23 protein-coding genes are annotated in these 25586 nt (G+C 69.0%); 16 read left to right on the plus strand and 7 right to left on the minus strand.

Annotated elements, in window-relative coordinates:
* Positions 1-192 precede the first annotated feature (192 nt).
* The 7 genes from FHS97_RS11380 (at position 193) to FHS97_RS11410 (ending at position 6560) form a co-directional block, all read left to right on the plus strand.
* Positions 193-2673, plus strand: a complete 2481-nt coding sequence (locus FHS97_RS11380) for a helicase-related protein (RefSeq protein WP_184037491.1) — start codon at positions 193-195, stop codon at positions 2671-2673.
* On the plus strand, positions 2670-3008 hold the full coding sequence (locus FHS97_RS11385) for an RNA-binding S4 domain-containing protein (RefSeq protein ID WP_246346619.1): 339 nt from the start codon (positions 2670-2672) through the stop codon (positions 3006-3008). The genes FHS97_RS11380 and FHS97_RS11385 overlap by 4 nt, the downstream gene beginning before the upstream one ends.
* Before the next feature lie 14 nt (positions 3009-3022).
* Complete coding sequence (fdxA, locus tag FHS97_RS11390) at positions 3023-3364, plus strand: ferredoxin FdxA (RefSeq protein WP_058754475.1); 342 nt, start codon at positions 3023-3025, stop codon at positions 3362-3364.
* A gap of 5 nt (positions 3365-3369) precedes the next feature.
* A complete protein-coding gene (locus FHS97_RS11395; protein ID WP_184037494.1) occupies positions 3370-4359 on the plus strand; it encodes a proline iminopeptidase-family hydrolase in 990 nt (329 codons plus the stop codon).
* Between the two features lie 196 nt (positions 4360-4555).
* Complete coding sequence (locus FHS97_RS11400; protein WP_022684772.1) at positions 4556-5089, plus strand: CarD family transcriptional regulator; 534 nt, start codon at positions 4556-4558, stop codon at positions 5087-5089.
* A 110-nt stretch (positions 5090-5199) separates the two neighbouring features.
* Positions 5200-5913: a head GIN domain-containing protein gene (locus FHS97_RS11405; protein ID WP_246346620.1), complete on the plus strand. Its 714-nt coding sequence runs from the start codon at positions 5200-5202 to the stop codon at positions 5911-5913.
* Positions 5901-6560 (plus strand): GIN domain-containing protein, encoded by a 660-nt coding sequence (locus FHS97_RS11410; RefSeq protein ID WP_184037497.1) that lies wholly within the window; start codon positions 5901-5903, stop codon positions 6558-6560. Before FHS97_RS11405 ends, FHS97_RS11410 begins: the two co-directional genes overlap by 13 nt.
* Positions 6561-6586: 26 nt before the next feature.
* Here FHS97_RS11410 and FHS97_RS11415 read toward each other — a convergent pair whose 3' ends face one another.
* Together FHS97_RS11415 and FHS97_RS11420 are read right to left on the minus strand one after the other, a co-directional pair.
* On the minus strand, positions 6587-7126 hold the full coding sequence (locus FHS97_RS11415; RefSeq protein ID WP_184037500.1) for a SixA phosphatase family protein: 540 nt from the start codon (positions 7124-7126) through the stop codon (positions 6587-6589).
* 16 nt (positions 7127-7142) lie between these two features.
* On the minus strand, positions 7143-9863 hold the full coding sequence (locus FHS97_RS11420; RefSeq protein WP_184037503.1) for an ATP-dependent DNA helicase: 2721 nt from the start codon (positions 9861-9863) through the stop codon (positions 7143-7145).
* A 138-nt stretch (positions 9864-10001) separates the two neighbouring features.
* Here FHS97_RS11420 and sucC point away from each other — a divergent pair, with 138 nt between their 5' ends.
* The 6 genes from sucC to ung all read left to right on the plus strand — a co-directional run bounded on the left by sucC (position 10002) and on the right by ung (position 15656).
* The gene (gene sucC / locus FHS97_RS11425; RefSeq protein WP_184037506.1) at positions 10002-11201 is read left to right on the plus strand and encodes an ADP-forming succinate--CoA ligase subunit beta; all 1200 of its coding nucleotides are present in this window, start codon (positions 10002-10004) and stop codon (positions 11199-11201) included.
* 250 nt (positions 11202-11451) lie between these two features.
* Positions 11452-12201: an electron transfer flavoprotein subunit beta/FixA family protein gene (locus tag FHS97_RS11430; RefSeq protein WP_184037509.1), complete on the plus strand. Its 750-nt coding sequence runs from the start codon at positions 11452-11454 to the stop codon at positions 12199-12201.
* Positions 12202-12339: 138 nt separating this feature from the next.
* Entirely contained in the window at positions 12340-13269 is a 930-nt protein-coding gene (locus tag FHS97_RS11435) for an electron transfer flavoprotein subunit alpha/FixB family protein (protein WP_184037512.1), read from the plus strand.
* Between the two features lie 323 nt (positions 13270-13592).
* The gene (locus FHS97_RS11440) at positions 13593-14261 is read left to right on the plus strand and encodes a phytanoyl-CoA dioxygenase family protein (protein WP_184037515.1); all 669 of its coding nucleotides are present in this window, start codon (positions 13593-13595) and stop codon (positions 14259-14261) included.
* Positions 14262-14301: 40 nt separating this feature from the next.
* On the plus strand, positions 14302-14949 hold the full coding sequence (locus FHS97_RS11445; protein WP_184037518.1) for a peptidylprolyl isomerase: 648 nt from the start codon (positions 14302-14304) through the stop codon (positions 14947-14949).
* A 5-nt stretch (positions 14950-14954) separates the two neighbouring features.
* Positions 14955-15656 (plus strand): uracil-DNA glycosylase, encoded by a 702-nt coding sequence (ung, locus tag FHS97_RS11450; protein ID WP_343053434.1) that lies wholly within the window; start codon positions 14955-14957, stop codon positions 15654-15656.
* Here the strand turns inward: ung and FHS97_RS11455 are convergent.
* Positions 15648-16043, minus strand: a complete 396-nt coding sequence (locus tag FHS97_RS11455) for a hypothetical protein (protein ID WP_184037526.1) — start codon at positions 16041-16043, stop codon at positions 15648-15650. The two genes, ung and FHS97_RS11455, sit on opposite strands and share 9 nt — an antisense overlap.
* A gap of 109 nt (positions 16044-16152) precedes the next feature.
* Here FHS97_RS11455 and FHS97_RS11460 point away from each other — a divergent pair, with 109 nt between their 5' ends.
* Positions 16153-16734, plus strand: coding sequence for an LOG family protein (locus FHS97_RS11460; RefSeq protein WP_184037529.1), 582 nt, complete (start codon positions 16153-16155; stop codon positions 16732-16734).
* On the plus strand, positions 16731-17666 hold the full coding sequence (locus tag FHS97_RS11465) for a squalene/phytoene synthase family protein (protein ID WP_184037532.1): 936 nt from the start codon (positions 16731-16733) through the stop codon (positions 17664-17666). Before FHS97_RS11460 ends, FHS97_RS11465 begins: the two co-directional genes overlap by 4 nt.
* Positions 17667-17788: 122 nt before the next feature.
* On the opposite strand, the gene FHS97_RS11470 is transcribed toward FHS97_RS11465, so the two are convergent.
* The 4 genes from FHS97_RS11470 to FHS97_RS11485 all read right to left on the minus strand — a co-directional run bounded on the left by FHS97_RS11470 (position 17789) and on the right by FHS97_RS11485 (position 23743).
* Positions 17789-19252, minus strand: coding sequence for a tryptophan halogenase family protein (locus tag FHS97_RS11470; RefSeq protein WP_184037537.1), 1464 nt, complete (start codon positions 19250-19252; stop codon positions 17789-17791).
* Positions 19249-20274 (minus strand): cupin-like domain-containing protein, encoded by a 1026-nt coding sequence (locus tag FHS97_RS11475; RefSeq protein WP_184037540.1) that lies wholly within the window; start codon positions 20272-20274, stop codon positions 19249-19251. The genes FHS97_RS11470 and FHS97_RS11475 overlap by 4 nt, the downstream gene beginning before the upstream one ends.
* Positions 20271-20972 (minus strand): SapC family protein, encoded by a 702-nt coding sequence (locus tag FHS97_RS11480; protein ID WP_184037544.1) that lies wholly within the window; start codon positions 20970-20972, stop codon positions 20271-20273. The genes FHS97_RS11475 and FHS97_RS11480 overlap by 4 nt, the downstream gene beginning before the upstream one ends.
* A 71-nt stretch (positions 20973-21043) precedes the next feature.
* Complete coding sequence (locus FHS97_RS11485; RefSeq protein WP_184037548.1) at positions 21044-23743, minus strand: TonB-dependent receptor domain-containing protein; 2700 nt, start codon at positions 23741-23743, stop codon at positions 21044-21046.
* A gap of 302 nt (positions 23744-24045) precedes the next feature.
* Between FHS97_RS11485 and FHS97_RS11490 the strand changes: the two genes are divergently transcribed.
* Positions 24046-25557 (plus strand): glycoside hydrolase family 43 protein, encoded by a 1512-nt coding sequence (locus FHS97_RS11490; protein ID WP_246346621.1) that lies wholly within the window; start codon positions 24046-24048, stop codon positions 25555-25557.
* The last annotated feature ends 29 nt before the right edge of the window (positions 25558-25586 follow it).

Raw genomic sequence — 25586 nt, forward strand, 5'->3', positions numbered from 1 at the left:
GCTCTCGAAAAGCACGCCGCCCAGGCGACCTGCGTCAGGCGCAGCGTTGTGGACGTGATTCGCTAAAGTCAAATTAACCGCGCGCCCCGGAGCGTCACGCTGCGGTGGAGCGTTGATTTGGGACGGCGAACTGGAGGCGCCCGATTTGCAGCAATTGCATCCCCGCGCCGCACATCCGATGTAGGGCAGGTCATGGTGGCTTTCGACCGACCCCGCGTCACGGCCGTGCTGGGTCCGACCAACACCGGCAAGACCCATCTCGCGATCGAGCGGATGTGCGCGCATTCCAGCGGCATGATCGGCTTCCCGCTGCGGCTGCTGGCGCGCGAGGTCTATGACCGCGTCGTCGCGATCAAGGGCGCCGATCGCGTCGCGCTGATCACCGGCGAGGAGCGGATCGTCCCCAAGGACGCACGCTGGTTCCTGTGCACCGCCGAAAGCATGCCGCTGCAACAGGACGTTGCGTTCGTCGCGCTCGACGAGGCGCAGCTCGGTAGCGACCGCGAGCGCGGGCATGTCTTCACTGACCGCATCCTGCGCGCGCGCGGCCGCGAGGAGACGATGATCCTCGGCGCCGAGTCGCTCCGCCCGGTGCTGCGCGCGCTGGTGCCCGGCATCGAGATCGTCGAGCGGCCGCGTTTCTCGACGCTCAGCTATGCCGGCGCGAAGAAGCTGTCGCGGTTGCCGCGCCGCTCGGTGATCGTCGCCTTCTCCGCCGAGGAAGTCTATGCCACCGCCGAGATGTTGCGGCGGCTGCGCGGCGGCGCCGCGGTGGTGATGGGCGCGCTCTCCCCGCGCACCCGCAATGCGCAGGTGGCGATGTTCCAGAACGGCGAGGTCGATTATCTCGTCGCCACCGACGCGATCGGCATGGGGCTCAACCTCGACGTCGGGCATGTCGCCTTTGCCGGGCTCCACAAGTTCGACGGCCAGCAACGCCGCCGGCTGCGCGTGTCGGAGATGGCGCAGATCGCCGGCCGCGCCGGGCGGCACCAGCGCGACGGCACGTTCGGCGCGCTGACCGAGGAAGGCCCCGACGCCTTCGAGCCCGAGGAGGTCGCCGCGATCGAGGGCCACCGCTTCCCGCGACTCGACTGGCTCTTTTGGCGCAACGGCACCCCCGATCTGTCGAGCATCGACGCTTTGGTCGCCAGCCTGTCGGAGCGCCCCGACGATCTCGCCTTGCGCGCCGCCCCCGAAGCGCTCGATCTCAAGATCCTCAAGCGGCTCGCCGAGGAACCCGGCGTCCGCGACCGAGCGCGCGGCAATGTCGCGCGGCTGTGGGCGGCGTGCGGCATCCCCGATTTCGCCAAGCTCGGGCTCGATCCGCACGCGCGCTTCGTCGGGCGCGTGTTCGGCTATCTGTCGCAAGGGTATATCCCGCACCAATGGTTCGCCGACGAGGTCGCGCGGCTCGACCGCACCGAGGGGGATGTCGAGACGATCGCCGGTCGCATCGCCGCGATCCGCAGCTGGGCCTATATCGCGCAACGCCCCGACTGGCTCGCCGACCCGCAGACCTGGGCCGCCCGCACGCTCGAGATCGAGGCGCGGTTGTCCGACGCGCTCCACCTCGGCCTGACGCAGCGCTTCGTCGACAAGCGCACCACCGCGCTGGCGAAGAAGATCGGCGGCGGGGTCGGCGCGCTGCCGGTCGAGATCGACGCGCAGGGCGAGGTGACGATCGACACCCACACGATCGGGCGGCTGGAGGGCTTCCGCTTCGTCGTCGCCCCTGATGCGCGCGCGCACGACAAGCGCCTGCTGCTCGCCACCGCCGAAAAACGGCTCGCCGGTGAGCGCCGCCGCCGGGCGGAAGCACTGATCGCCAGCGAGGATACGCAACTCGCGCTCGGCGCGGACGAGACGATCGCCGTCGACGGGCTGGTGGTCGCGCGGCTGGCGCGCGGCACTTCGCTCGCGCGTCCGCAGGTGGTGCTCGACGACGCGCTCGACTGTCTAGACCCGCCGCTACGCATCCGCGTCGTCGAGCGGCTGCGACGCTGGACGCACGAGTCGATCGCGCGCACGCTCCCCGCGCTCGCCGCGCTGTCCGAGGCGACCCGCGCCGCCGAGGCCGGCCCCGCGCTGCGCAGCATCGCCGCCGCGATGGAGGCCGGTGCAGGCTTCGCGCAGCGCCTGCCGCTCCGCGACGCGATCGAGGCGCTCGCGCCGGGCCAGCGGCACTGGCTGCGGCAGCAGCGGATCACGATCGGCGCGCTCGACCTGTTCGACCCGCGGCTGCTCAAGCCCGCCGCACAGGCGTGGCGGCGCGCGCTGCTCGCCGCTTACGGCACCCCCACCCCGCCCATGCCGCCGCCCGGCGCGACGACGCTGCCGCGCGGTGCGCCCGGCGCGGTGGCACTGATGGGCTTTCGCGCGCTCGGCGGACAGGCGGTGCGGATCGATCTCGTCGAGCGCGTCGCGCGCGCCGCGCATGACGCGCGCGGCGCGCACGGCCGTGCGCCCTTCGCGCCCGATCCGGGATTGGCGGTGTCGATCGGGCTCGAACCCGCGACGGTCGCGCGGTTGATGGCCGAACTCGGCTTCCGCCCGGTCGCCAAGCCCGATGCGGCCCCGCATTACGTCTGGCGTGGCCGGGCGCGCGCGAAGGTCGCCGCGCCCGATCCCGCCAACGCCTTTGCCGCGCTCGCCGGGCTGATGGGGCGATGACCACCGATGCGACGATGCGGCTCGACCGCTATCTATGGTTCGCGCGGCTCGCGAAGACGCGCGACGTCGCACAGGCGCTCGCCTGCGACGGGCACTTCCGGATCGATGGCCGCGCCGTCGACCGCGCGCACGCGCCGGTGCGGGTCGGCAACATCCTGACCTTTTTTCATGCCGGGCGGGTGCGCGTCCTGCGCGTCGAGGCGTTGCCGGCACGCCGCGGCCCCGCCCCGGAAGCGCAGGGTTGCTATCAGGAACTGGCGCTGTCCGGGCCGGTTTCATCAGCAGGAGCGTTGACGCGCGACACCGACGGCGCGAAAGCGGCGCGCGAGAAGTGAGGAATTAGCCGACCATGACCTATGTCGTCACCGACGCCTGCATCCGCTGCAAGTACATGGACTGCGTGGAAGTATGTCCGGTCGACTGCTTCTATGAGGGCGAGAACATGCTCGTCATCAACCCGTCGGAGTGTATCGACTGCGGCGTGTGCGAGCCCGAATGCCCGGCGGAGGCGATCCTGCCCGATACCGAAAGCGGGCTGGAGCAATGGCTCGAGCTGAACAACACCTTCTCGGCGCAATGGCCCAACGTCACGCGCAAGCTCGACCAGACCCCGCCTGACGCCGACGAGATGAAGGGCGTCGAGGGCAAGTACGACAAGTTCTTCTCGCCCGAGCCCGGCAAGGGCGACTGACGCGGATGCGGCTGACGCGCCGCGCGCTGCTGGCCGGCGGTGCCGCGGCGCTGGCGCCGCTGCCGGCCTTCGCGCGCGACGCCGCCTACCCGCCCCCCGACCGCGAGGCGATGCTCGCGGTGCCCGGCGGCCGCGTCTATGTCCGCGTCAACGGTGACCTGAATGGCCCACGCCCGCCGCTGGTCCTGATCCATGGCGGTCCCGGCGGCACGCACACCGGAATGCTCGACGCGCTCGCGCTCGCCGACGAGCGCGCGGTGATCCTCTACGACCAGCTCGACAGCGGCCGGTCGGACTGGCCACAGAACCCCGCCAATTGGCGCGTGGCGCGCTTCGTCGACGAGCTGGCGGCGATCCGCAGCGGGCTCGCCGTCGAACGCTGGCACGTCTGCGGCATCAGCTGGGGCGGCACGATCGCGCTCGAATATGCCGCGCGCCGCCCGGCGGAACTCGCCAGCGCCGTGCTCGGCGGGCCGCTGATTGCGACGCGCGCGTGGCTCGCCGACGCCGATGCGTTACGCGCCGCGCTGCCCCGCGCGGCGCGCGACGCGCTGCTCGCCTGCGAAGGGTCCTCGCCACCCGCCCCGGCCGCGTGCGACGCGGCCACCGAGGTCTTCTACCGCCACTACAATCGCCGCGAGGACGCCTCGCCCGCGCTGCGCGCGGCGGCACGCGCACCCGGCAATCGCGGCTTCGACCAGCGGCTCTACGAGACGATGTGGGGCAAGAGCGAGTTCGTCGCGACCGGCACGCTGCGCGACTATGACGGCACGCCGCTGCTCGCCAATCTGGACGGCGCCCGCACGCTGTTCATGGTCGGCCAATATGATGAAGCGCGCGCCGTCACCGCGCTGCGCTTCGCCGCGCAGGTGCCCGGCGGTGCGGAAGTGGCGGTGATCCCGGGCGCGGCGCACGGGACGCTCAGCGATCGTCCCGCCGAGACTGTGGGCATCCTGCGCGCCTGGCTCGCGCGTCACGACACGCCCGCGTTGTAAGAAAGTTCCGCCCCGTCAGCCTCGCTGCCCTAAACAGGCTGGAAATTTTATTGCGGCTGGGTTATATACGTCCGGCACGGGCGCTTCCTCAGCGTCCGCCGGAGACGTCCAACCTTTCTGCCCCAGCCCGACCGGCAACGCGGCGCCTGCGCCACGGGTCGAGCCTGTTGGGGCCACAACATTGGAAAGGCCACCTATGGCTGCCAAGGCTCTGCATTTCGATGTCGGCGATTATGTCGTTTACCCCAAGCACGGCGTCGGGCGCGTCATCGAGTTGCAGAAACAGGAAATCGCCGGGATGCAGCTGGAGCTGTACGTCCTGCGGTTCGAAAAGGAGCGGATGACGCTCCGCGTCCCCACCAACAAGGCCGAATCGGTCGGCATGCGCAAGCTGTCGTCGGACAAGACGATGCGCGAGGCAATGGAGACGCTCAAGGGCAAGCCCAAGGTGAAGCGCACCATGTGGTCGCGCCGCGCGCAGGAATATGAGGCGAAGATCAACTCGGGCGACCTCGCGTCGATCGCCGAGGTGGTCCGCGACCTGTTCCGCGCCGACGACCAGCCCGAGCAGAGCTATTCCGAGCGGCAGATCTTCGAGGGCGCGTGCAGCCGCCTCGCGCGCGAACTCGCCGCGATGGAGCAGATCGACGAGCCGGCCGCGCAGGAGAAGATCCTCGACATCCTCCGCAAGGCCGCGGCGATCTACAACAAGGACAAGGTGCCCGCCTGACGCGGCACCACCCTGTTGCATGCAGAAGGGGCGGCCGGCGACGGTCGCCTCTTTTCGTTTGTGCACCTTTCTTGTGTGTATTAACATAGCAACACACAACGGAGAGACGGATGATGCGGTCGATGATACTTGCGGCGCTGCTTCCACTGGTCGCATGTGGCAACAACGCCAACATCGAAGGGCAGGAGGTGCCGGCGCAAGGATCCGGTGCGACGCGAACCTATGCGGTGCGCGACTTCACCGCCGTCAAGCTGGCGGGCAGCGACGACATCGACGTCCGCGTCGGCGGGAGCTTCTCGGTCCGGGCCGAGGGCGATCCGCAAATCCTCGCCAAGCTGACGATCTCGCGCGACGGCGATCGCCTGATCGTCTCACGGCGCTGGAGCGGGACGCGGGGCAACGCGCGCGTCTACGTCACGCTGCCGAAGCTGACCGCCGCGTCGCTCGACGGCTCGGGCGATCTGACCATCGACCAGGTGCGCGGGGGCGGCTTCGACGCGCGCCTCGCTGGATCGGGCAACCTGCGGATCGCGCAGGTCGCGGCCGACTCGCTTGCGCTGTCGCTCGCCGGTTCCGGCAACATCGCCACATCGGGTCAGACCGGGCAGCTTTCGCTCAACCTCGCCGGGTCGGGCAACGTCGACGCCACGGGGCTGGTCGCGCGCGAGGCCGCGATCAAGTCGGCCGGCTCGGGCAATATCCGCGCCACCGTTCGTGGTCCGGCGACGGTGTCGCTCGTCGGCTCGGGCGATGTCGATCTCGGCGGCGGGGCGCGCTGCACGGTCCGCAAGGCCGGCTCCGGCACGGTGCGGTGCGGGGGCTGATCGCACTCGTCGCGCTGCTTGCCACCCCCGCCGGGGCCGCCGAGCGGCGCTGGCCGGTCGGCAGCATCGAGCGGCTGCGGGTCGAGGCGCCGGTATCGCTGCGCGTCGTGACCGGCGGGGGCAATGGCGTGCGCGGCACCGCCGCCGCGCGGGCGACGCTCGACGCGCTCGACCTGCGCGTCGACGGCACCACGCTGACGATCCGTGCGCCCCGCGGCTTTTCCGAGACCGCCGAGATCATCGTCACCACCCCGCGCCTCGACACCGTCGCGCTCTTCGCCCCCGCCACCGTCAGTGTCGACGCCTTGCGGGGCACACGCGCGACCGTCTCGATCGCCGGGGCCGGCAGCGTCTCGGTCGCGCGCGTCGATGCCGAACGATTTGACGCGACACTGGTCGGCGAGGGCACGATCACCGCTTCGGGCCGCACGACCGAGGCGCGGCTCGCGGGTAACGGCCCGGGTACGATCGATGCCGCCACGCTGCTGGCCGAGCGCACGACGGTTCAGGCGGCGGGCGACCTGATCGTCCGCGCCGCCGCACGCAGCACCGCGCGGATCACCGCCGGGCCCGACGCGCAGGTCACCATATCAGGTCATCCGCAATGTGCGGTACGTGCGGCGACGCCCGCCAACGTTCGCTGCTGATCGCCCGCTCCGTCCGGCGACGGCCGTCAGTCGCCATCCGGTCCCAAGGCCGGATCGACGTCGCGCGGCCGGATGAAGCGGGTCAGTCGCCCGCTGCCTGCGGTCACGGTTGCCCAGTCGTCGGTATTGAACGTCAGCTCGGCCAGCGTCGCGGTCGGATATTTCTCCGCCACCGCCTCACGCAGCGCGCTACCATCTTCGGACACCAGCAGCAGCGTCAGCTCCTCCAGCCCGGGATTGTGCCCGACCAGCAGCAGCGACTCCGCCCCCGCCCCGCATTCATGCACCACGTCGAGCAACGTCGTCGGCGCGGCGAGATACAGCCGCCGGTCCCATGCCGGCATCAGCGCGCGTCCCAGCCCGCGCTCGAACTCGACGACCGTTTCATCGACACGGGTCGCGGGCGAGGCAACGACCGCATCGAACCGCAGCTGCAAGTCACGGACATGCCGCCCCATCGTCACCGCCGCACGCCGCCCGCGCGCATTGAGCGGGCGGTCGAAATCACGCGCCACCGGATCGTCCCAGCCCGATTTGGCATGGCGCAACAGCGTCAGCGTCTTCACGGGGCGTCGGTCTCCGTCAGGCGTCGAGGGGCGCGTCATGCCCGATGTCAGGCGCAGTGGAAAGCCGCCGCTTCACTCTTTCGACCGCTTCGTCCAGCGGCACGCGCGTGATCGGCACGCCCGGCGGAAAGGCGTCGAGCAACCGCGACGGCATCGCGGCGGACAGCAGCACGAACAGCCCGGCATCGCTGCCGCGCCGGATCAGCCGCCCGAACGCCTGCGCCAGCCGCGCGCGGACGATCCGGTCGTCATAGGCGCTGCCGCCCCCCGCCAGCCGCCGGGCGGCGTGGAGGACGGTCGGCTTGGGCCACGGCACGCCCTCCATCACCACCAGCCGCAGCGAATGGCCAGGCACGTCGACCCCGTCGCGCAGCGCGTCGGTGCCGAACAGGCTGGCGTGCGGATCATCGCGGAAGATGTCGACCAAGGTCCCGGTATCGACCGGATCGACATGCTGCGCGTGGAGCGGCAGCCCGGCGCGCGCCAGCCGGTCGGCGACCCGCGCATGGACCGCGCGCAGCCGGCGGATCGCGGTGAACAGCCCCAGCGCGCCGCCTTCGCTCGCCTCGACCAGCCGCGCATAGGCATTGGCGAGCGCGGGAATGTCGCCGCGCTTCACGTCGGTGACGATCACCACCTCGGCGCGCGCCGCATAATCGAATGGCGACTCGACCTGGAAGCGCCCCGCCGCGCGCGGCAGGTGCGGCGCACCGACCCGCGCCTCGGCAATGTCCCAGTCACCGCCTGCGGTCAGCGTCGCCGAGGTGACCAGCGCCCCGTGCGCGCCCTTCAGCACCGTTTCGGCGAACGGCAGCGTCGGATCGAGCCAGCGGCGATGCAGCCCGATGTCATATTCGCGCCCCTCGACGCGATCGACCGCCAGCCAGTCGACGAACCGCGGGTCGGCCGGGCCGCCGACGCGCGCAAGCAGCGCCAGCCACGACGCGACCGTTTCCGCGCGCCAGCCGAGCGAGGCGATCGCCCCCTCCACCCGCGCGCGCGCCTGCCCGTCGAGCCAGTCCGGCCCCTCCGCGAGTACCGCCTCCAGCCGCTTGCCGAGCGCCACCATCGGCCGCACCAGCGCGTCGAGCGCCTGCGCGGCGGGCGCGGCGGCCTCGATCAGCTCGGGCGACGGCTCGGCGAGCTCGGTTTCCAGCCCGTAGCCGGCATCCGCACCGCGCTCCTCGGCCCGCGCATAGGCAAGCCCACGCACCGCGCCCAGCAGCGCCTCGATCGCACCGAACGGCTGCCCCTCGGCGACGCGCGCCAGCCACCCGTCGGACGCCAAGGCCTGCGCCGCGCCGACGATGTCGGTCACCGCGCGCCCGCCCTGTTCGTCATAGCTTGCGACATCCGACAGCCGCGCCTGCAACCCGCGCCGCCGCCCGCGTGACGTGCCCTCGGGTCCGACGATCCAGCGCCGCAGCTCGATCGTTTCCGATCCGGTCAGCGCGGTGCCGAACATCGCGTCGGCAGCATCGAACAGATGATGCCCCTCGTCGAAGACATAGCGTGTCGGGCGCGTCGCCAGCTCGCGCCCGCGCGCGGCATTGACCATCACCAAGGCATGGTTGGCGATCACCAGATCGGCCTCTGCCGAGGCCCGCGCCGCGCGCTCGATGAAGCATTTCCGGTAATGCGGGCAGCCGGCATAGACGCATTCGCCGCGCCGGTCGGTCAGCGCCGCCGAGCCGTTGCGGCGGAACAGCGCGACCAGCCAGCCGGGCAGGTCGCCGCCGACCATGTCGCCGTCGTCGGTATAGGCCGCCCAGCGCGCGACGAGATGCGCGAGGATCGCCGCGCGCCCCGCGAACCCGCCCTGCAACGCATCTTCGAGATTGAGCAGGCACAGGTAATTCTCGCGCCCCTTGCGCGTCACCACCTTCGCCTTGCGCAGCGCTCGGTCGGGGTAGAGCCGCCGCGTCTCATGGCCGAGCTGGCGTTGCAGCGCCTTGGTATAGGTCGACACCCACACCGCGCCACCGGCCTGCTCAGCCCACAGGCTGGCGGGGGCGAGATAGCCGAGCGTCTTGCCGATCCCCGTCCCCGCCTCGGCAAGCATCAGGTTCGGCGTATCGCGCGCGGCGCGCGGATTGAAGGCGGCGCTGGCGGCGGCGGCATAGGCGCGCTGCCCGGCGCGCGGCTCGGCCCCGGCGCCGGTCAACCGGTCGAGCCGGTCGAGCACCGCACGCTCCTCCAGCGTGACGCTGCGCGGCGCAGCGCGCGGGGCGACCTCGTCCCATTCGGGCAGCCGCGCGAACAGCCAGCGCTCGTTCTGCTGCGGCTTGGGGATGCGCGGCGCGACGACTGGCGCCCACGCCCAGCGCGCGCGCGTCAGCGACTGTGCGGCGGTCCACGCCCCCTCGCGTTCGGGCCAGTCGCCGTCGGTCACCGCCAGCATGCGGGCCGCCGCCTCGCGCAGGAATGCCGCCACCGCGTCGTCGCGCGCCGGCGTGGGGATGCCGCACGCATCCGCGACGCCCTTCGGCGTCGGCACCATGAACCGCGCCGGGTGGAGAAAGGCGAACAGTTCGAGCAGGTCGAGCCCTGACAGCTCGGCATAGCCCAGCCGCTGCCCGATCAGCGGGGCGTTGAGCAGGATCACCGGCGTATCCGCCGCCAGCCGGATCGCCTCGCCGCGCGACAGCGCCCGCGTCGCTTCGCCATCCGCCATCCAGATGCCGGAATGGCTCGCGTGCAGCGCGGGATGCGGGAGCCGGATCACGGGCAATGACATGGCGCTGCGGGAACGAAAGAGCAACCACAACCATCTATTGCAATTGCATCGCAACTGCGGAACGATAAAGGGTGGATTTGCGTGCGCCCCTGTGCTTTAGGCTGCCGCGATTTTATCGCTGCACCTGGGAGAGCCCCCGTGAACATCCACGAATATCAGGCCAAGGAACTGCTCGCGAAATTCGGCGTGCCCGTGCCCGCCGGCTATGCCGCGATGAGCGTGGATGAGGCGGTCGAGGTTTCGAAGAAGCTGCCCGGGCCGCTCTACGTCGTCAAGGCGCAGATCCACGCCGGCGGCCGCGGCAAGGGCAAGTTCAAGGAGCTTCCCGAAGGCAGCAAGGGCGGCGTCCGCCTCGCCAAGACCGAGGACGAGGTCCGCCACGCCGCGACCGAGATGCTCGGCAACACGCTGGTGACGATCCAGACCGGCGAGACCGGCAAGCAGGTCAACCGCCTGTACGTCACCGACGGCGTCGACATCGCGAAGGAATTCTACCTCGCTTTGCTCGTCAATCGCGCCACCGGCCGCATCTCGTTCGTCGCCTCGACCGAGGGCGGGATGGACATCGAGACCGTCGCGCATGACACGCCCGAGAAGATCCACTCGATCGACGTCGATCCGGCCACCGGCTTCCAGCCGCACCACGGTCGCGCGGTCGCGGGCGCGCTCGAACTGAGCGGCGACCTTGCCAAGCAGGCGGCGAACGTCGCGGCGAAGCTGTACGACGCCTTCCTCGGCACCGATGCCGAGCAGATCGAGATCAACCCGCTCGCTGTCACCGAGGACGGCAAGCTGATGGTGCTCGACGCCAAGGTCGGCTTCGACGGCAATGCGATGTTCCGCCACAAGGATCTCGCCGAGCTGCGCGACGAAACCGAGGAAGACGCCGCCGAGCTGGAAGCGTCGAAGTACGACCTCGCCTATATCAAGCTGGACGGCGACATCGGGTGCATGGTCAACGGCGCCGGGCTCGCGATGGCGACGATGGACATCATCAAGCTGAACGGCATGTTCCCGGCCAACTTCCTCGACGTCGGCGGCGGCGCGAGCAAGGAGAAGGTGACCGCGGCGTTCAAGATCATTCTCGCCGATCCGGCGGTGAAGGGCATCCTCGTCAACATCTTCGGCGGGATCATGAAGTGCGACATCATCGCCGAGGGCATCGTCGCCGCGGCGAAGGAAGTGAATCTGTCGGTGCCGCTGGTCGTGCGCCTCGAGGGCACGAACGTCGACAAGGGCAAGGAAATCCTGTCGAACTCGGGCCTCGCGATCGTCCCGGCCAACGATCTGGGCGATGCCGCGCAGAAGATCGTTGCCGAGGTCAAGAAGGTCGCCTGACGCACGCCGCGATCATCGCGGACCGTTTCGGGAACTCGCGGGGGCGGGGTCGGCATGCCGACCTCGCCCTTCGCACATCGGGCGTCACGCCGCGGTCCCGCACATCGCGATGGACATCTCCGCGGCCTGACGCTTTATCGCTGTATCACAGAGGATGCCGGCCGTCCGCGACCCGGCCGCATCCGGCCGCTCACTTGATGTTTACGTAAACGTCAGGTAGCAGCCCGGACAGATTGAGGAGGGTAGCGCAATGAAGGTGCTGGTGCCGGTCAAGCGCGTGCTTGACTATAATGTGAAGCCCCGCGTGAAGGCGGACGGCTCGGGCGTCGATCTCGCCAACGTCAAGATGAGCATGAACCCGTTCGACGAGATCGCGGTCGAGGAAGCGATCCGCCTGAAGGAAAAGGGCGCGGTCACCGAGATCGTCGTCGTCTCGATCGGCGAGCCCAAGGCGCAGGACACGCTGCGCACCGCGCTGGCGATGGGCGCCGACCGCGCGATCCTCGTCACCTCGGACACCAAGGTCGAGCCGCTGGGCGTCGCCAAGCTGCTCGCCAAGATCGTCGAGGAGGAACAGCCGCAGCTGGTGATCCTCGGCAAGCAGGCGATCGACGACGACAACAACCAGACCGGGCAGATGCTCGCCGGGCTGCTCGGCTGGGGCCAGGGCACGTTTGCGTCGAAGGTCGAGCTGGCCGCCGACAGCGTCACCGTCACCCGCGAGGTCGACGGCGGGCTGGAGACCGACACGTTCAGGCTGCCCGCGATCGTCACCACCGACCTGCGCCTCAACGAGCCGCGCTACGCCTCGCTGCCCAACATCATGAAGGCCAAGTCGAAGCCGCTCGCGACCAAGACCGCGGCTGATTTCGGCATCGACGTGACGCCGCGGCTGACCGTCGTCAGCGTCGCCGAACCGGCCAAGCGCATGGCGGGCGTCAAGGTCGCCGATGTCGACGAGCTGGTGAACCGGCTCAAGTCGATGGGTATCGCGAAGTAATCTCACGGTCCGTTCGTGGTGAGGGGAGGCTGAGCGTGTCGAAGCCTCGTCTCGAACCACCGTCCTTCGAGACGCCGCTTCGACTTCGCTCAGCGGCTCCTCAGGACGAACGGCTCGAAAGTTCGAGAGGATAGTGGAATGAAGACGCTGGTTTGGGTCGAACACGACGGATCGACCGTCAAGGACGCCACGCTCTCCGCGGTCACCGCCGCGGCGAAGCTGGGCGAGGTGCACCTGCTTGTCGCCGGGCACAGCGTCGGCGCGGTCGCCGAGGCGGCGGCGAAGATCGCGGGCGTCGGCAAGGTGCACGTCGCCGATGACGCTGCCTATGCGCACCAGCTCGCCGAAAATGTCGCGCCGCTGGTCGTCGAGCTGATGGGGCATCACGACGCGTTCGTCGTGCCCGCGACCACCACCGGCAAGGCGGTCGCGCCGCGCGTCGCCGCGCTGCTCGACGTCATGCAGATCAGCGACGTGCTGTCGGTCGAGGGCGAGGACACGTTCACGCGCCCGATCTACGCCGGCAACGCGATCGCCACCGTCAAGACCTCGGACGCCAGGAAGGTCCTTACCGTCCGCGGCACCGCCTTCGAGAAGGCCGCCGCCGAGGGTGGCTCAGGCACCGTCGAAGCGGTCGCCACGACGGGTGACACGGGCCTGTCGACCTTCGTCAATCAGGAGATCGCGGCCTCGACGCGTCCCGAGCTGACCAGCGCGAAGGTGATCGTCTCGGGCGGCCGCGCGCTCGGGTCGGGCGAGAAGTTCCACGAGCTGATCGAGCCGCTCGCCGACAAGCTCGGCGCGGGCGTCGGTGCGAGCCGCGCGGCGGTCGACGCGGGCTATGTGCCGAACGATTATCAGGTCGGGCAAACCGGCAAGATCGTCGCGCCGGAAGTCTACGTCGCGGTCGGCATCTCGGGCGCGATCCAGCATCTCGCGGGCATGAAGGACTCCAAGACGATCATCGCGATCAACAAGGACGAGGATGCGCCGATTTTCCAGGTTGCGGACCTCGGCCTGGTCGGGGATCTGTTCAAGATCGTGCCGGAGCTGACGGAGAAGCTGTAAGGCGGGAGGCGGGCAAGCTGCCCGCCGGTGGCACGCGCGAAGCGCCGTGCCATCCGCCGACACGGCCGGCGGCGCCACAGCGCCGTCCGACGACGCGGGCTTCACGCCCGCGTCGTGGCCCGTGGAGATCAGACAGCCTCTCTTCGTCGCCCCGGACTTGATCCGGGGCCCGCTTCTTTGCTTCTTTGCAACAGAAGTAAGAAGCGGGATGCCGGATCAAGGCTCTCCTGAGCTTGTCGAAGGGTCCGGGATGACGGCCATGTAGGCTGTCCGCGCCTCCCGAGCGCTCGCAAACACGCGGGCTGCCCGCTACGCTTGCCCCTATGACGGCAACCCTCGACTGGTCCCGCGACGGCGCAAGCCACCACCCCGCCGCCGCCACTCCACTGCTTCCCACGCTCAACCAACTCGCCGCCGACCTCCCGCAGGAGCGCGCGGGCCTTCGCCTCCACGGCCACCCGGCGCTGCCCGCGCTGCTCGCCATCGGCCCGATCCACGCCATCGCCGCGTACCACCTCGGCCCGCTTGCGCAGCCGGTCCGCGCAATCCTCTTCGACAAGACCCCCGCCACCAACTGGTCGCTCGGCTGGCATCAGGACCGCACCATCGCCGTCCGGGCCCGCGCCGACGTCCCCGGCTACGGCCCCTGGTCGACCAAACAGGGCATCCAGCACGTCGAACCGCCCTTCAAGATCACCGAGGCGATGGTGACGCTGCGCCTCCATCTCGACGACACCCCCACCGCCAACGCACCCTTGCTGATCGCCCCCGGTTCGCACCGCCTCGGCCGCATCCCTGAGGACGCGATTGCCGACACGGTCGCGCGCTACGGCACCCTCGCCTGCCTCGCCGACGCCGGCGACGTCTGGAGCTACGCCACCCCGATCCTCCACGCCTCCGGCGCCGCGCAGGGTGAGCGCCGTCGACGCGTCTTGCACGTCGATTATGCCGCAACCGCGCTCCCCGAACCGCTCGTCTGGCTAGGCCTCTGACGGCGTTGCGATCGTCCGCGCGCATCCGTACAGCCGCGCGATGCGTCGCCTTCTCCCGCTGCTCGCCCTCCTCGCCGTCGCGGTGCCCGCCGCTGCGCAGCGCGCCGATCGCGCCACGCCGGGCTGGGTGCGCGTGCGGCTGGAAACCGCCGACGGCCCGATCGTGCTCGCGCTCGATCAGCGCCACGCGCCGCTCACTACCGCCAATTTCCTGCGCTACGTCGACGACGGCCGCTTCGATGGCGTCAGCTTCTATCGTACCGCGCGCAGCAAGAAGCTGCCCGGCACCGGCTTCATCCAGTCGGGCATCCGCACCGACGCGCGGCGCTTCCTCGACATGATCCCGCACGAATCGACGAAGAAGACCGGCATCCGCCATCTCGACATGACGATCTCGATGGCGCGCAAGGGACCGCCCGGTTCGGCGAACGGCAATTTCTTCATTACCGTCGGCCCGGCCGCCTATATGGACTGGAGCCCGCGCGATCCCGGCTATGCCGCATTCGGGCGCGTCGTTGCCGGGCAGAAGACCGTCAAGCGCATCCTCGCCGAGCCGACCGGGCAGCAGATGAATGGCACGCTGATGCTCGAGCCGGTCGAGGTGCGGCGCGCGTTGCGGCTCGACGGCACGCCGAAGCCGACCGGACGCCCGCGTCCATGGCTGCTCGAACACCGCCGCGACGGCTGACGCGGGTGGACCAGCCGACATTCGATCCGAGCTGGCGCGACGCGCTCGCCGTGCCGCTCGCCAGCGGGACGATGGCGGCGCTGATCCGCTTCCTCGCCGCCGAGGAACGCGCCGGCGTGACGATCTTCCCGCCCCCCGCCGACCGCTTTCGCGCGCTCGAACTCACCGCCTTGCCCGACGTACGCGTGGTGATCCTCGGGCAGGATCCCTATCACGGCGCAGGGCAGGCGCACGGGCTGTGCTTCTCGGTCCGGCCGGGCGTAAAGCCGCCGCCGAGCCTCGCCAACATCTATCGCGAGCTGGCCAGCGACTGCGGGATCGCTGCACCGTCGCATGGCTTTCTCGAACATTGGGCGCGGCAGGGCGTGCTGCTGCTCAACACCGTGCTGACGGTCGCCGAGGGGCGCGCTGCCGCGCACCGCGGGCGGGGCTGGGAGCATTTGACCGATGCGATCATCCGCGCGGTCGCCGACCAGCAAGCGCCGACCGTGTTCATGCTGTGGGGCAGCCATGCGCAGGCCAAGGCGCCGCTCATCACTGCGAACGGCGACGATCGTCACCTGATCCTCACCGCCCCGCACCCCTCGCCACTGTCGGCGTACAAGGGCTGGTTCGGCTCGGGCCATTTCAGCAAGGCCAACGCCTTTCTGGCAGCGCACGGCCGCGGCACGATCGACTGGAGCGTCCCGCCGCTGGCGTCAGCGTGACCGGGCGGCGATGGGAGCGGTCGCCAGCACGAAGAGCATGAACACGATCTGGGCGATCACGCCCGGCGTTTCGAGCAGGGTGCGCAACAAGGGCGGAGAAAAACGTGCCAAAATCCAGAGGTTGTGAACCACGTCGACGACGATGATCGCCATCGTCGCCGTCACACCGGCACGCGGGCGACGCCACAGCAGCAACACCGCCGCGGGATCGAGAAACGCCAGCGACGTCCAGAAGATCGCGCTCACCACCGGCAGGCCGTCATAGTCCCAGAGCAGCCCGTGGCGGACGATGATCGCCCAATGATTGTACGTCGCCCCCAACAGGCACAGGGCGTAGACGGCGCGCAGGATCGATCCCGATCGCCCCCGCCAGCGTGGCTGCTCCACCACCTTTTACCCCCCCGCCCCGTTCCTCCGACCGCCTCCCTCTGGCCGCGTTCGATGCACACTGCCAAGCCGGTTGCCCTGCCCGTGTCGATCTCGTAGCGCGGGTGCCATGAAGCGCCTCGCCATCTATTGCGGCTCCGCCACCCCCGCCGACCCCTTCTACCTCGATCTCGCGCGCGAGGTCGGGCACACGCTCGCCACGCGCGGCATCGGCGTCGTCTATGGCGGCGGACGGCTCGGACTGATGGGCGCGATTGCGGATGCCGCGCTCGCGGCGGGCGGCGAGGTGATCGGCGTGATTCCGCAGGCACTGGTCGACGCCGAGGTCGCGCATCGCGGCCTCACCGAGCTCCACGTCGTGACGGGGATGCACCAGCGCAAGCAGATGTTCACCGATCTCGCCGACGGCTTTGTGACGCTGCCGGGCGGCACGGGGACGATGGACGAATTGTGGGAGGCGCTGAGCTGGGCGCAGCTCGGGTATCATGCCGATCCGGTCGGTCTGCTCAATGCGGGCGGCTATTATGACGCAATCGTCGCCTTCTGGGAGAAGATGGGCGAGGTCGGCTTCCTGCGCGCGCAGCACCGCGACCTGCTGATCGTCGACGAAACGCTGGGCGGGCTGCTCGACCGGATGGCGGCGCACGTCCCGACGCAGCCGATCGTGCGCATGGCCGCCTCCGACCTGTGACCGACACGCGCGCGGCGCTGGTCGAGACCGCGCGACTGTCGATCGCGCGCGGGTCGAAGAGCTTTGCCGCCGCGTCGAAACTGTTCGCGCCGGTGGTGCGTGAGCGTGCGTGGCTGCTCTACGCGTGGTGCCGCGCCTGCGACGATCTGGTCGACGGGCAGGATCATGGCCACGACCGCACGATCGTCACCGACGCGCGCGCGCGGGTCGCGCGGGTGCGCGCGCTCAGCGATGCCGCGCTCGATGGCGAACCGACCGGCGATCCGGCGTTCGACGCGCTGGGCGTCGTCGCGCGCGAGACCGGATTGCCGCGCCGCTTCGTCCATGACGTGATCGACGGCTTCCAGCTCGACGCCGAGGACTGGCACCCGCGCAGCGAGGACGATCTCTACCGTTATTGCTATCATGTCGCGGGTGCGGTCGGGTTGCTGATGGCGGTGGTGATGGGCGTGTCGCCCGACGATGACGCGACGCTCGACCGCGCCTGCGATCTCGGGCTCGCGTTTCAGCTGGCGAACATCGCGCGCGACATCGAGGAGGATGCGCGCGTCGACCGCTGCTACCTGCCCGACGACTGGCTGGTGGAGATGGACATGCCGCCGGGCGAGCATATGAAGCCACCGTATCGCGAGCGGCTGGCGGTGCTGGCGAAGCGACTGGCGACGCGCGCGCAGCTGCACGAGGACAGCGCGGCGCTCGGCACCAAGGCGCTGTCGTTCCGCTCGGCGTGGGCGGTGCTGGCGGCGGCGGGGATCTACGGCGACATCGCGCGCGCGGTGGCGGCGCGTGGGGCGCGGGCGTGGGATCATCGCGTCACGACCTCGAAGGGCGCGAAGCTGGCATGGATCGCGCGTGCGGGGGTCAGGGCCGCGCGGCGTCAGTCACTGCCGGACACCCCGCGCGACCCGCTGCTATGGACGCGCCCGCGCTAACCTTCCGTCATTCCCGCGAAGGCGAGAATCCGGAACCTCTGCCCTCGCGCTTTTATCGACGGACCTGCGCGTCTGGATCCCCGCCTTCGCGGGGATGACGATGAAGGCGGTGGGCGATTGCCTCACACCCGATCCAGATAAGCCTGATGCGCCGGCAACGCGCGCACCGCGCCCGCGACGTTCGCCGCCATCTGCCCCAGCGTCTGCTGCAACCGTCCCTCGGGCATCATCCGCGCGACGCGATTGTGCGCGCGCGGGGTCAGCTTCTGCCCGAGCATCACCTGCACCCAGGACGTGATCGTGAACAGCTCGTCATTCGCCTGAAACGCCTGCGCGCCCTCGCGGAACAATGCGGTCCGCGTCGCCAGCGAGTCGGGCAGCGGCATGTCGCGCATCCGCTTCCAGAACGGCTCGTCGCGCTGGTTGAGCGTATAATGCAGGATGATGAAGTCGCGCACGCCCTCGATCTCGCGCCGCGCCATGTCGTTGAACCGCGCCGCCGCCGCCGCGCTCACGCCGTCGAACGGGAACAGCTGCAACAGCCGCGTGAGCGCGATCATGATGAGGTGGATGCTGGTCGATTCGAGCGGCTCGACGAACCCGCCCGCCAGGCTCAGCCCGACGCAGTTGCGCTCCCACGCCTTCACCCGCCGCCCGGTGCGGAAGCGGATCACGCGCGGGTCGATCAGCGTCTCGCCGGTCACGCTCCCCAGCAGGCGCGCCTGCGCCTCGTCGTCGCTGAGATAGTCGCTCGCGTAGACGATCCCGTTGCCCAGCCGGTGCTGGAGCGGGATCCGCCACTGCCACCCCGCGTCATGCGCGATCGCGCGCGTATAGGGCACCGCCGGTCCGGTCGCTTTGGTCTGGACTGCGATCGCGCGGTTGGTGGGCAGCCACTCGGCCCAATCCTCATAGCCGACGCCCAGCGTCTCGCCGAGCAGCAGCGCGCGGAAGCCGGTACAGTCGAGGAACAGGTCGCCCGCGACGCGCGTGCCGTCCTCCATCACCAGCGCCGCGATGTCGCCGCTTTCGCCGTCGCGCTCGACGCGCGCGATCTTGCCCTCGACGCGCGTCAGCCCGTCCGCCTCGCAGCGCTCGCGCAGGTAGCGGGCATAGCGGGCGGCATCGAAATGATAGGCGTAGTTGAGCCCCGCCTCCGTGCCGCCCGCGAACTTCTCCGCCCGCGCCGCCTCATGCTCGACGCAATAGCGGCCGATCTCCTCGGCGCTGCCCTGCGCGCGCGCCTCCAGCCAGAAATGGTGGAAGTCGGCCATCCACGTCGATTGCCCGATCGACCCGAAGGAATGGAGATAGCGCTCGTCCGGCTTCGACCAGCCCTCGAACGAAATCCCCAGCTTGAAGCTCGCGCCGGTCGCGCGCACGAAATCACGTTCGTCGACCCCGATCAGCTGGTGGAAGGCGCGCACCGTCGGGATCGTCGATTCACCGACCCCGACCGTCCCGATTTCCTCCGATTCGACCAGCGTCACCGCGACCATCGCGCCGAGCTGCTTGGTCAGCATCGCCGCCGCCAGCCACCCGGCGGTGCCGCCGCCCGCGATCACCACCCGCCGCACGCCTGTCATCGGTTCAGCTTCCTCAGCAAGTCGCCGCGCAGCCGCCGCGCGCGCGCGTCGTCCAGCGGCGCGAGCGCGCCCTGCGCGTCCTCGGGCAGATGCGCCGCCGGCCGCGTCGCATCCTCGAACACGTAATAGTCGAACAGCGCGCGCCACGCCTGCTTTTCCGCCGCCGGGCGGTCGCGCAGGCTGAGCAGCGCGTGGAGCAGGGTGTTCATCGGCGTGTCCATGAACGCGGCCGCGTCATTCCACCAATAGTTCACCAGCACGTTGAACGGCGCGAGCGCCTCGACATGGTGCCACCACAAGGCCGGGTAGACGACCGCATCGCCCGGCTCCAGTTCGGCAACCTGCGCCGCGTCACGCGCTTCGGCAAAGCCGGGAAAGCGGTCCAGATCGGGCGCGCAAAAATCGACCAGCGACACGACCTGCCCGCCCGGCGTCGGCTCCAGCGGGCCGGGATAGAGGTTCGCGACCTGCGCGGGCGGGAACAGGGTGAACCGCCGCCGCCCGACCGCGCAGACCGCGATATTGTTCGACATGTCGTAATGCGCTTGCGCCGTCGTGCGCGTCCCGATCCAGATGCTGCGCAGCACGCGCGCGAACGCGACGCGGTGGAGCGGGTTCTCGGAAACCAGCCCAGGGAAGAACCGCTCCAGATCGGTCGAGCCGATGTAGAAAGACGGTGCACCCTCCGTGTCCAGCGCCGCCAGCATGCGCGCCATATAGTCGTCGAGCGCCACCCGCTCCGCGGCAAAGTCGAGCCGCGTCAGCGTATCGTCGTAAAAGTACCGGCCGCCATGCGCGGCATCGGCGGTATACCCGACCCCCGGCTGGCCGTTGTAGAAGCGCCGCAGATACTCGACCGCCACTTCCGGCCCCTCAAGCCCCGCGGCGACCAGCGGCCAGTCCGCGGCCAGTCCGCGCACCACCATCGGCGCACCCGCCGCGACCAGTGCCGCCAGATCGCGCGCCGCGGGATCGTCGGCGGCGATCTCTGGTACGCGCCGGTCGGTGATCGGCGCGGTCACGCCGCATCCTTGAGCGTCTTCAGCTCAATGAGCCGCTCGACATTGCCCAGCGACGCCGCCGCCATCGTCGCCGCGCGCAGCAACCCATTGGCGTGCAGCCGCTCCAGCACCGCACCCGACAGCCCCGCCAGTTTCGTCTGATCGATCGTCAGCAGGTCGGTCAGCTCGTATCCCCCTGCATCGCCGAGATCGATCCGCAGCGTCACGCTGCGCAGCAACCCCGCCGCATCGAGGTCGGCGAGGATCGCGCGTTCGCTCTGCGCGCCCTCCGCCAACAGGTGCAGCGTGGCGCGGACATGCGCCAGATACGGCGCATCGCCGCCATGATCGCGGAACAGCGGCTGCCCCTCCGCCGCCCCGACGCGCGGATCGTCGCGGTCGACCTGCACCACCGCCTCGCCATCGTCGCCGCGCGCCAGTGCGAACGGCCCGCGCCGCTGGATCGCCGGGATGAAGCGGGTCGTCCAGCGATCGCCATCAAGGAACAGATTCTCACCGCGGTCGAGCCCCAGCAGGATATAGGCGCGCAGGCTCTGGCCCTCCCCGCGACGGAACACGATCGGCAGTTCGCGCTGCGCTTCCTCGAACTCGATCGGAAAGATCGGCAGCAGGTTGGCGTGGTCGCCGAAGTTCGCCGCGGCGCGCACCGCGACGCGCAGCTCGGCATCATCGACATTGTCGAGAGTCGTGAAGGTCATGCAGTCATTGTTCCAAACGCAAAGGGCCACCGCAAGCGATGGCCCTCCACTTCAGTGATCGTCGCGACCGATCAGAACTTGTAGCGCGCGCCCAGCAGGAAGCGCGGCTTGAGTTCCTGCGCGAACACGAGGTTGCGCTCGGTCCGGCCATAGGTCCGCACGCTCTCGCTGGTCAGGTTGATCCCTTCCAGCGTGACCGCGATCTGATCGTTGACGTCGTAGCTGATGTTGACGTCCAGCGTGCCGAACGGTGCCACGAACAGCGGGTTGCGGTTGCCGCCCTGGTTGGTCGCCGCCAGATACTTGTCGCGCCAATTATACGCGATGCGGGCGGAGATGCCGTTCTTTTCGTAGATGCCGGTCGCGTTGGCGCTGTTGCCGAGGCCGGTCAGCGCAAAGATGTTCACGGTCGGGTCGGCGTAAGGATCGACGTTCACGTCGCCGCTCACCTTGGTGAACGAACCCGCGAAGCCGAAGCCGGTGTTGCCGAAGAAGTTCGTCCACGCCAGCTCGAAGCCGTGGATCTTCCCCTCGCGGTTGTTGATCGGCTGCGAAACCGAGAAGTTGAACAGCGGATCGTTGGCGTCGGACGAGATGTCGACCTGCGAGAGAATCTGGTCGACGAACGTCTGCTGCAACCCGCGGCCCGCCACGTAATTGGCGTTGAACTGGGTCGTCGCGGCTGCCTGATTGCCGCCGTTCTGCACCAGCAGCGCGGAATAGGTGAACAGGTTGACGTCGCTCAGATCATAGTTGTTGGCGCGCAGGAACGCCGCCGCGGTGCCGGACCGCGACCCCGCCGCGCCCGAGCTGGGGTCACGCAACCCGAACAGATTCTGGTTGACGATGCCGGTGCCCAGGAAGTTGGCGACGCGCTTGTCGAAGAAGCCGATCGAGACGAAGCTGGACGGCTTGTAATACCATTCCAGCGACACGTCGAAGTTATCCGATAGCAGCGGCAGCAGGTTGGCGTTGCCCTTGCTCCCGGTCGGGATGCCACCCAGCGCGGTCGGACGACCCGGCGCGCCCGCCGATTCGGTTGCGAACAAATTGCCGTAATCCGGGCGGGCCAGGGTGCGGCTGAACGAGACGCGCGCCTTCACATTGGTGATGGGCTCGATGCTGAAATCGACCGCCGGCAGCAGATTCTCGTAATTGCCGCGCTGACGACGGGCCTCGAAGATGCCGCTCGAATCGCCGCGGAAGTCGTTGTCGGCGGTCCAGACGATATTGTTGTACGTCTGCAGCGCGTCCGACTGGACCCGCGTCTGCTCGTAGCGCGCACCGATGACGAGGTTCGCCGGCTTGCCCGCGACTTCACCGTTCCACGTGAACTGGCCGAACACCGCCCAGATCTTCTCGCGCACCGTGTCGTCAGCCGGAGCCGACGGCAGCGGCGGCGCACCGCGCTGCGAATAATACGGGCTCAACACGTTGTAGAGGTCGATCGCATTGTCCGGCGAGGAGGTCGACACCGAATGGTGGCCATCGACGGTCAGCGTCAGGTTCGGCGCGAATTCCCACTTGGCGTTCAGACCGACCGAGCCGAGCCGCGCCTTGGTCGCGGCCTGCTGCTGCTCGAAGCCTTCATCCTTCGGGCTGGTCGGCAGGTAATCGCGCAGGAAGATCGCGGTCGCCATATTGGGATTGTCGTCGAAGCGGACTTCGCTGAACGGGCGGTTGAACCAGTTCGTCTGCTCGCTGCGCGATTCACGCAGACGGTTCTGCGCGAACAGGCTGTCGACGGTGAATTCCAGATTGTCGGTCGGCTTGAACTGCAACACGCCCTGGAAGTTGATACGCTCGCGGCGGTTCTCCGAGAACTGGTAGCGGCTGTCGTTCGGCACCAGCACGTACGGCGCGGTCGGGCGCGTACCGTCGATCACCGTCTGCGAGTTGATGAACGTGCCCGGGTTGAAGAAGTCCGCGGTCGGGATGACGTTCCAGTAGTTCGGGTTCGACTGCGCCGACGCCGAATAGCGCAGCTGGTAGCTGCCGAACACCGCCGCACCGAACGTACCCTCTTCGTTGCGATAGTTCAGCAGCCCGGAGACTTCCGGGGTCACGCGATGCTTGGTGTCCTCGGACTTCTCGACCGAGGTGTCGTACAACGCCTTGGCACCGATCGAGCCCGTGACGCCGGTTTCGCGCGACTCAAGCGGCTTGCGCGTGTCGATGTTGATCGTCGCGCCGATACCGCCGGTCGGCACCGCGGCGCGGCCGGTCTTGTAGACCTCCAGCCCGCTGACGCCTTCCGAGGCGATGTTCTGAAAGTCGAACGAACGACCCGCACCGCGCGCAAACAGATTGCCGCCGCTGGTGTCGATGTTGGTGGCGGGCAACTGCCGGCCGTTGATCGTGACGAGGTTGAACCCGCCCGAGAAGCCGCGCACCGAAACCTGCGAACCTTCGCCGTTCACGCGGTTGATCGACACGCCGGTGATGCGCTGCAACGATTCGGCGAGGTTGGTGTCGGGAAACTTGCCGATGTCTTCGGCGCTGATCGCGTCGACGACGCCCGGTGAATCGCGCTTGATCGCGATCGCGCGATCAAGGCTGGCGCGCACGCCGGTGACGACGATGTCGTCGGCACCCGGCGCCGGATCCTGACCGACCGGCGTGGCGTCAGACGGCTGTGCGTTGGTCGGACTCTCGGTCGTGCTCTGGCCGCTGGTCTGCGCCAGCGCGACCCCCGGCACCGCGACGGCTACTGCCAGCGCCCATACCGACGACGAGCGCGCAAGCGCGCCCATGACATGGCTTCCCTTCATCATCCCCTCCTCCGTGGCGGCAACTCGCCGCCTTGTTCATGTTTGCGACATGATTGGTGATATCGCTATCAGGGTGCCGTTCGCTGTCAATCTCGCGAAGGTTCTAAAGGCGGGGTCGAAGTGCAATTATCGGTGAGGCCGCCACAACTGTGATGAAAAGGCAATAGCGCCTTTCATGGATACGGCATTGTTTCATAAGCGGCAGCGCAGCACCTGAATACCAGTATACCATCAGACAATTCAGAGGGTCGGGGATGACGATAGGAAGATTGCTGTTGCTGCATTGCACCACACTAGCGGGCATGGCCGCGCTTGCTGTGCCCGCTATCACCTCGGCGCAGGTGTGGCGCGGCGACCGCGGCGACGGGACCTATGCCAACCCCCCGCTCAACGCCGATTATCCCGACCCCGACATCATCAGGGTCGGCAAGGATTTCTATTTCGCCAGCACCACCTTCGCGAATGCACCGGGGCTGACGCTGCTCCATTCGCGCGACCTGGTGAACTGGCATATCCTGTCACACCTGCTCCCGCGGCTCGACGGGGCGCCCACGTTCGACATGGCGGCGGGCGGATCGTACCGGCACGGTATCTACGCCCCCAGTCTCCGCTACCACGCCGGCACCTTCTACGTCGCAGTCACGCCGGTCGGGCAACACACGCGCATCTACCGCGCCCGCGATCCAAGGGGGCCGTGGACGCATGTTACGCTCGACCGTGCCGCGTTCGACCCCGCGCTGTTCTTCGACGATGACGGGGCCGTCTATCTCGCGACGTCGATCGGCAGCGACGGCACGATCACGCTCCACACGCTCGACCGCGCGGTGACCCGGATCACCGCATCGCGCGTCATCTATTACAACAAGGGCGCGGAAGGCTCGAAGCTCATCAAGCGCAACGGCTTCTATTATCTGTTCAACGCGATCCCGGGCAGACTAGCGCTCACCGTGTCGCGCGCGCGCGCGCTCGACGGTCCGTGGGAGACGCGCGCGCAGATCGACGATACCACCGGCGGGCATCAGGGCGCGATCGTCGATCTGCCCGGCGGCGGCTGGTACGGGTTCGTGATGCGCGATACGGGTGCGATCGGACGCGTCACCAACATCAGTCCGATGTTCTGGCAGGACGACTGGCCGGTGTGGGGCACGCCCGATGCACCGGGCCGCGTCCCCGACGTCGCGCGCAAGCCGATCGCGGGCCAGCCCTTCGCCGAGCCGCCGTCGAGCGACGATTTCGCCGCGCGCACGCTCGGTCGCCAGTGGCAGTGGAACCACAATCCGCTCGACCGACGCTGGTCGCTCAGCGAGCATCCCGGCTGGCTCCGCCTCCACGCCGCGCCGGGCAGCCAATTCTGGTGGGCGCGCAATACGCTGGTGCAAAAGGGTCAGGCGCCGCGTGGGCGCGGCGAGATATTGGTCGATACGCGCGGACTGAAGCCGGGCGACGTCTGCGGGTTCGGCACGCTCGGCAAGTTCAGCGCGCAGCTGTCGGTGCTCGGCGGGACCAACACGCTGACGATGCGCGTCACCGAGGACCGCAAGGACGGGCCGCACGTCGAAATCCGCGAGCCCGCCCGCCGCTTCCGGGGCAGGCGCCTGTGGCTGCGCACCGACATGGACTTCCCCGCGAAGGTCGCCACGCTGTCCTACAGCGATGACGGTCGCCGCTTCACCCCCATCGGCAGGACGGTGCCGCTGGTGTTCGACTGGCAGACCGGCACCTTCCAGGGCGTCCAGTTCGCGTTGTCCTGCTACAATCCCGCCGGAACGGGCGGCTGGCTGGACGTGGACCGGTTCACGCTGTCGAAATTCTAGACTCGTCTACCCCCGGCATCCCGGATCAC

The organism is Sphingomonas endophytica (genome assembly GCF_014199415.1).
GTDB lineage: Bacteria > Pseudomonadota > Alphaproteobacteria > Sphingomonadales > Sphingomonadaceae > Sphingomonas > Sphingomonas endophytica.

Excerpts from the sequence above, each read along its gene's own strand:
- FHS97_RS11380 (WP_184037491.1), top strand. The coding sequence starts at position 193 with ATGGTGGCTTTCGACCGACCCCGCGTCACGGCCGTGCTGGGTCCGACC.
- FHS97_RS11385 (WP_246346619.1), top strand. The coding sequence starts at position 2,670 with ATGACCACCGATGCGACGATGCGGCTCGACCGCTATCTATGGTTCGCG.
- fdxA (WP_058754475.1), top strand. The coding sequence starts at position 3,023 with ATGACCTATGTCGTCACCGACGCCTGCATCCGCTGCAAGTACATGGAC.
- FHS97_RS11395 (WP_184037494.1), top strand. The coding sequence starts at position 3,370 with ATGCGGCTGACGCGCCGCGCGCTGCTGGCCGGCGGTGCCGCGGCGCTG.
- FHS97_RS11400 (WP_022684772.1), top strand. The coding sequence starts at position 4,556 with ATGGCTGCCAAGGCTCTGCATTTCGATGTCGGCGATTATGTCGTTTAC.
- FHS97_RS11405 (WP_246346620.1), top strand. The coding sequence starts at position 5,200 with ATGATGCGGTCGATGATACTTGCGGCGCTGCTTCCACTGGTCGCATGT.
- FHS97_RS11420 (WP_184037503.1), bottom strand. The coding sequence starts at position 9,863 with ATGTCATTGCCCGTGATCCGGCTCCCGCATCCCGCGCTGCACGCGAGC.
- FHS97_RS11430 (WP_184037509.1), top strand. The coding sequence starts at position 11,452 with ATGAAGGTGCTGGTGCCGGTCAAGCGCGTGCTTGACTATAATGTGAAG.
- FHS97_RS11435 (WP_184037512.1), top strand. The coding sequence starts at position 12,340 with ATGAAGACGCTGGTTTGGGTCGAACACGACGGATCGACCGTCAAGGAC.
- FHS97_RS11440 (WP_184037515.1), top strand. The coding sequence starts at position 13,593 with ATGACGGCAACCCTCGACTGGTCCCGCGACGGCGCAAGCCACCACCCC.
- FHS97_RS11445 (WP_184037518.1), top strand. The coding sequence starts at position 14,302 with ATGCGTCGCCTTCTCCCGCTGCTCGCCCTCCTCGCCGTCGCGGTGCCC.
- FHS97_RS11460 (WP_184037529.1), top strand. The coding sequence starts at position 16,153 with ATGAAGCGCCTCGCCATCTATTGCGGCTCCGCCACCCCCGCCGACCCC.
- FHS97_RS11470 (WP_184037537.1), bottom strand. The coding sequence starts at position 19,252 with ATGACAGGCGTGCGGCGGGTGGTGATCGCGGGCGGCGGCACCGCCGGG.
- FHS97_RS11480 (WP_184037544.1), bottom strand. The coding sequence starts at position 20,972 with ATGACCTTCACGACTCTCGACAATGTCGATGATGCCGAGCTGCGCGTC.
- FHS97_RS11485 (WP_184037548.1), bottom strand. The coding sequence starts at position 23,743 with ATGAAGGGAAGCCATGTCATGGGCGCGCTTGCGCGCTCGTCGTCGGTA.
- FHS97_RS11490 (WP_246346621.1), top strand. The coding sequence starts at position 24,046 with ATGGCCGCGCTTGCTGTGCCCGCTATCACCTCGGCGCAGGTGTGGCGC.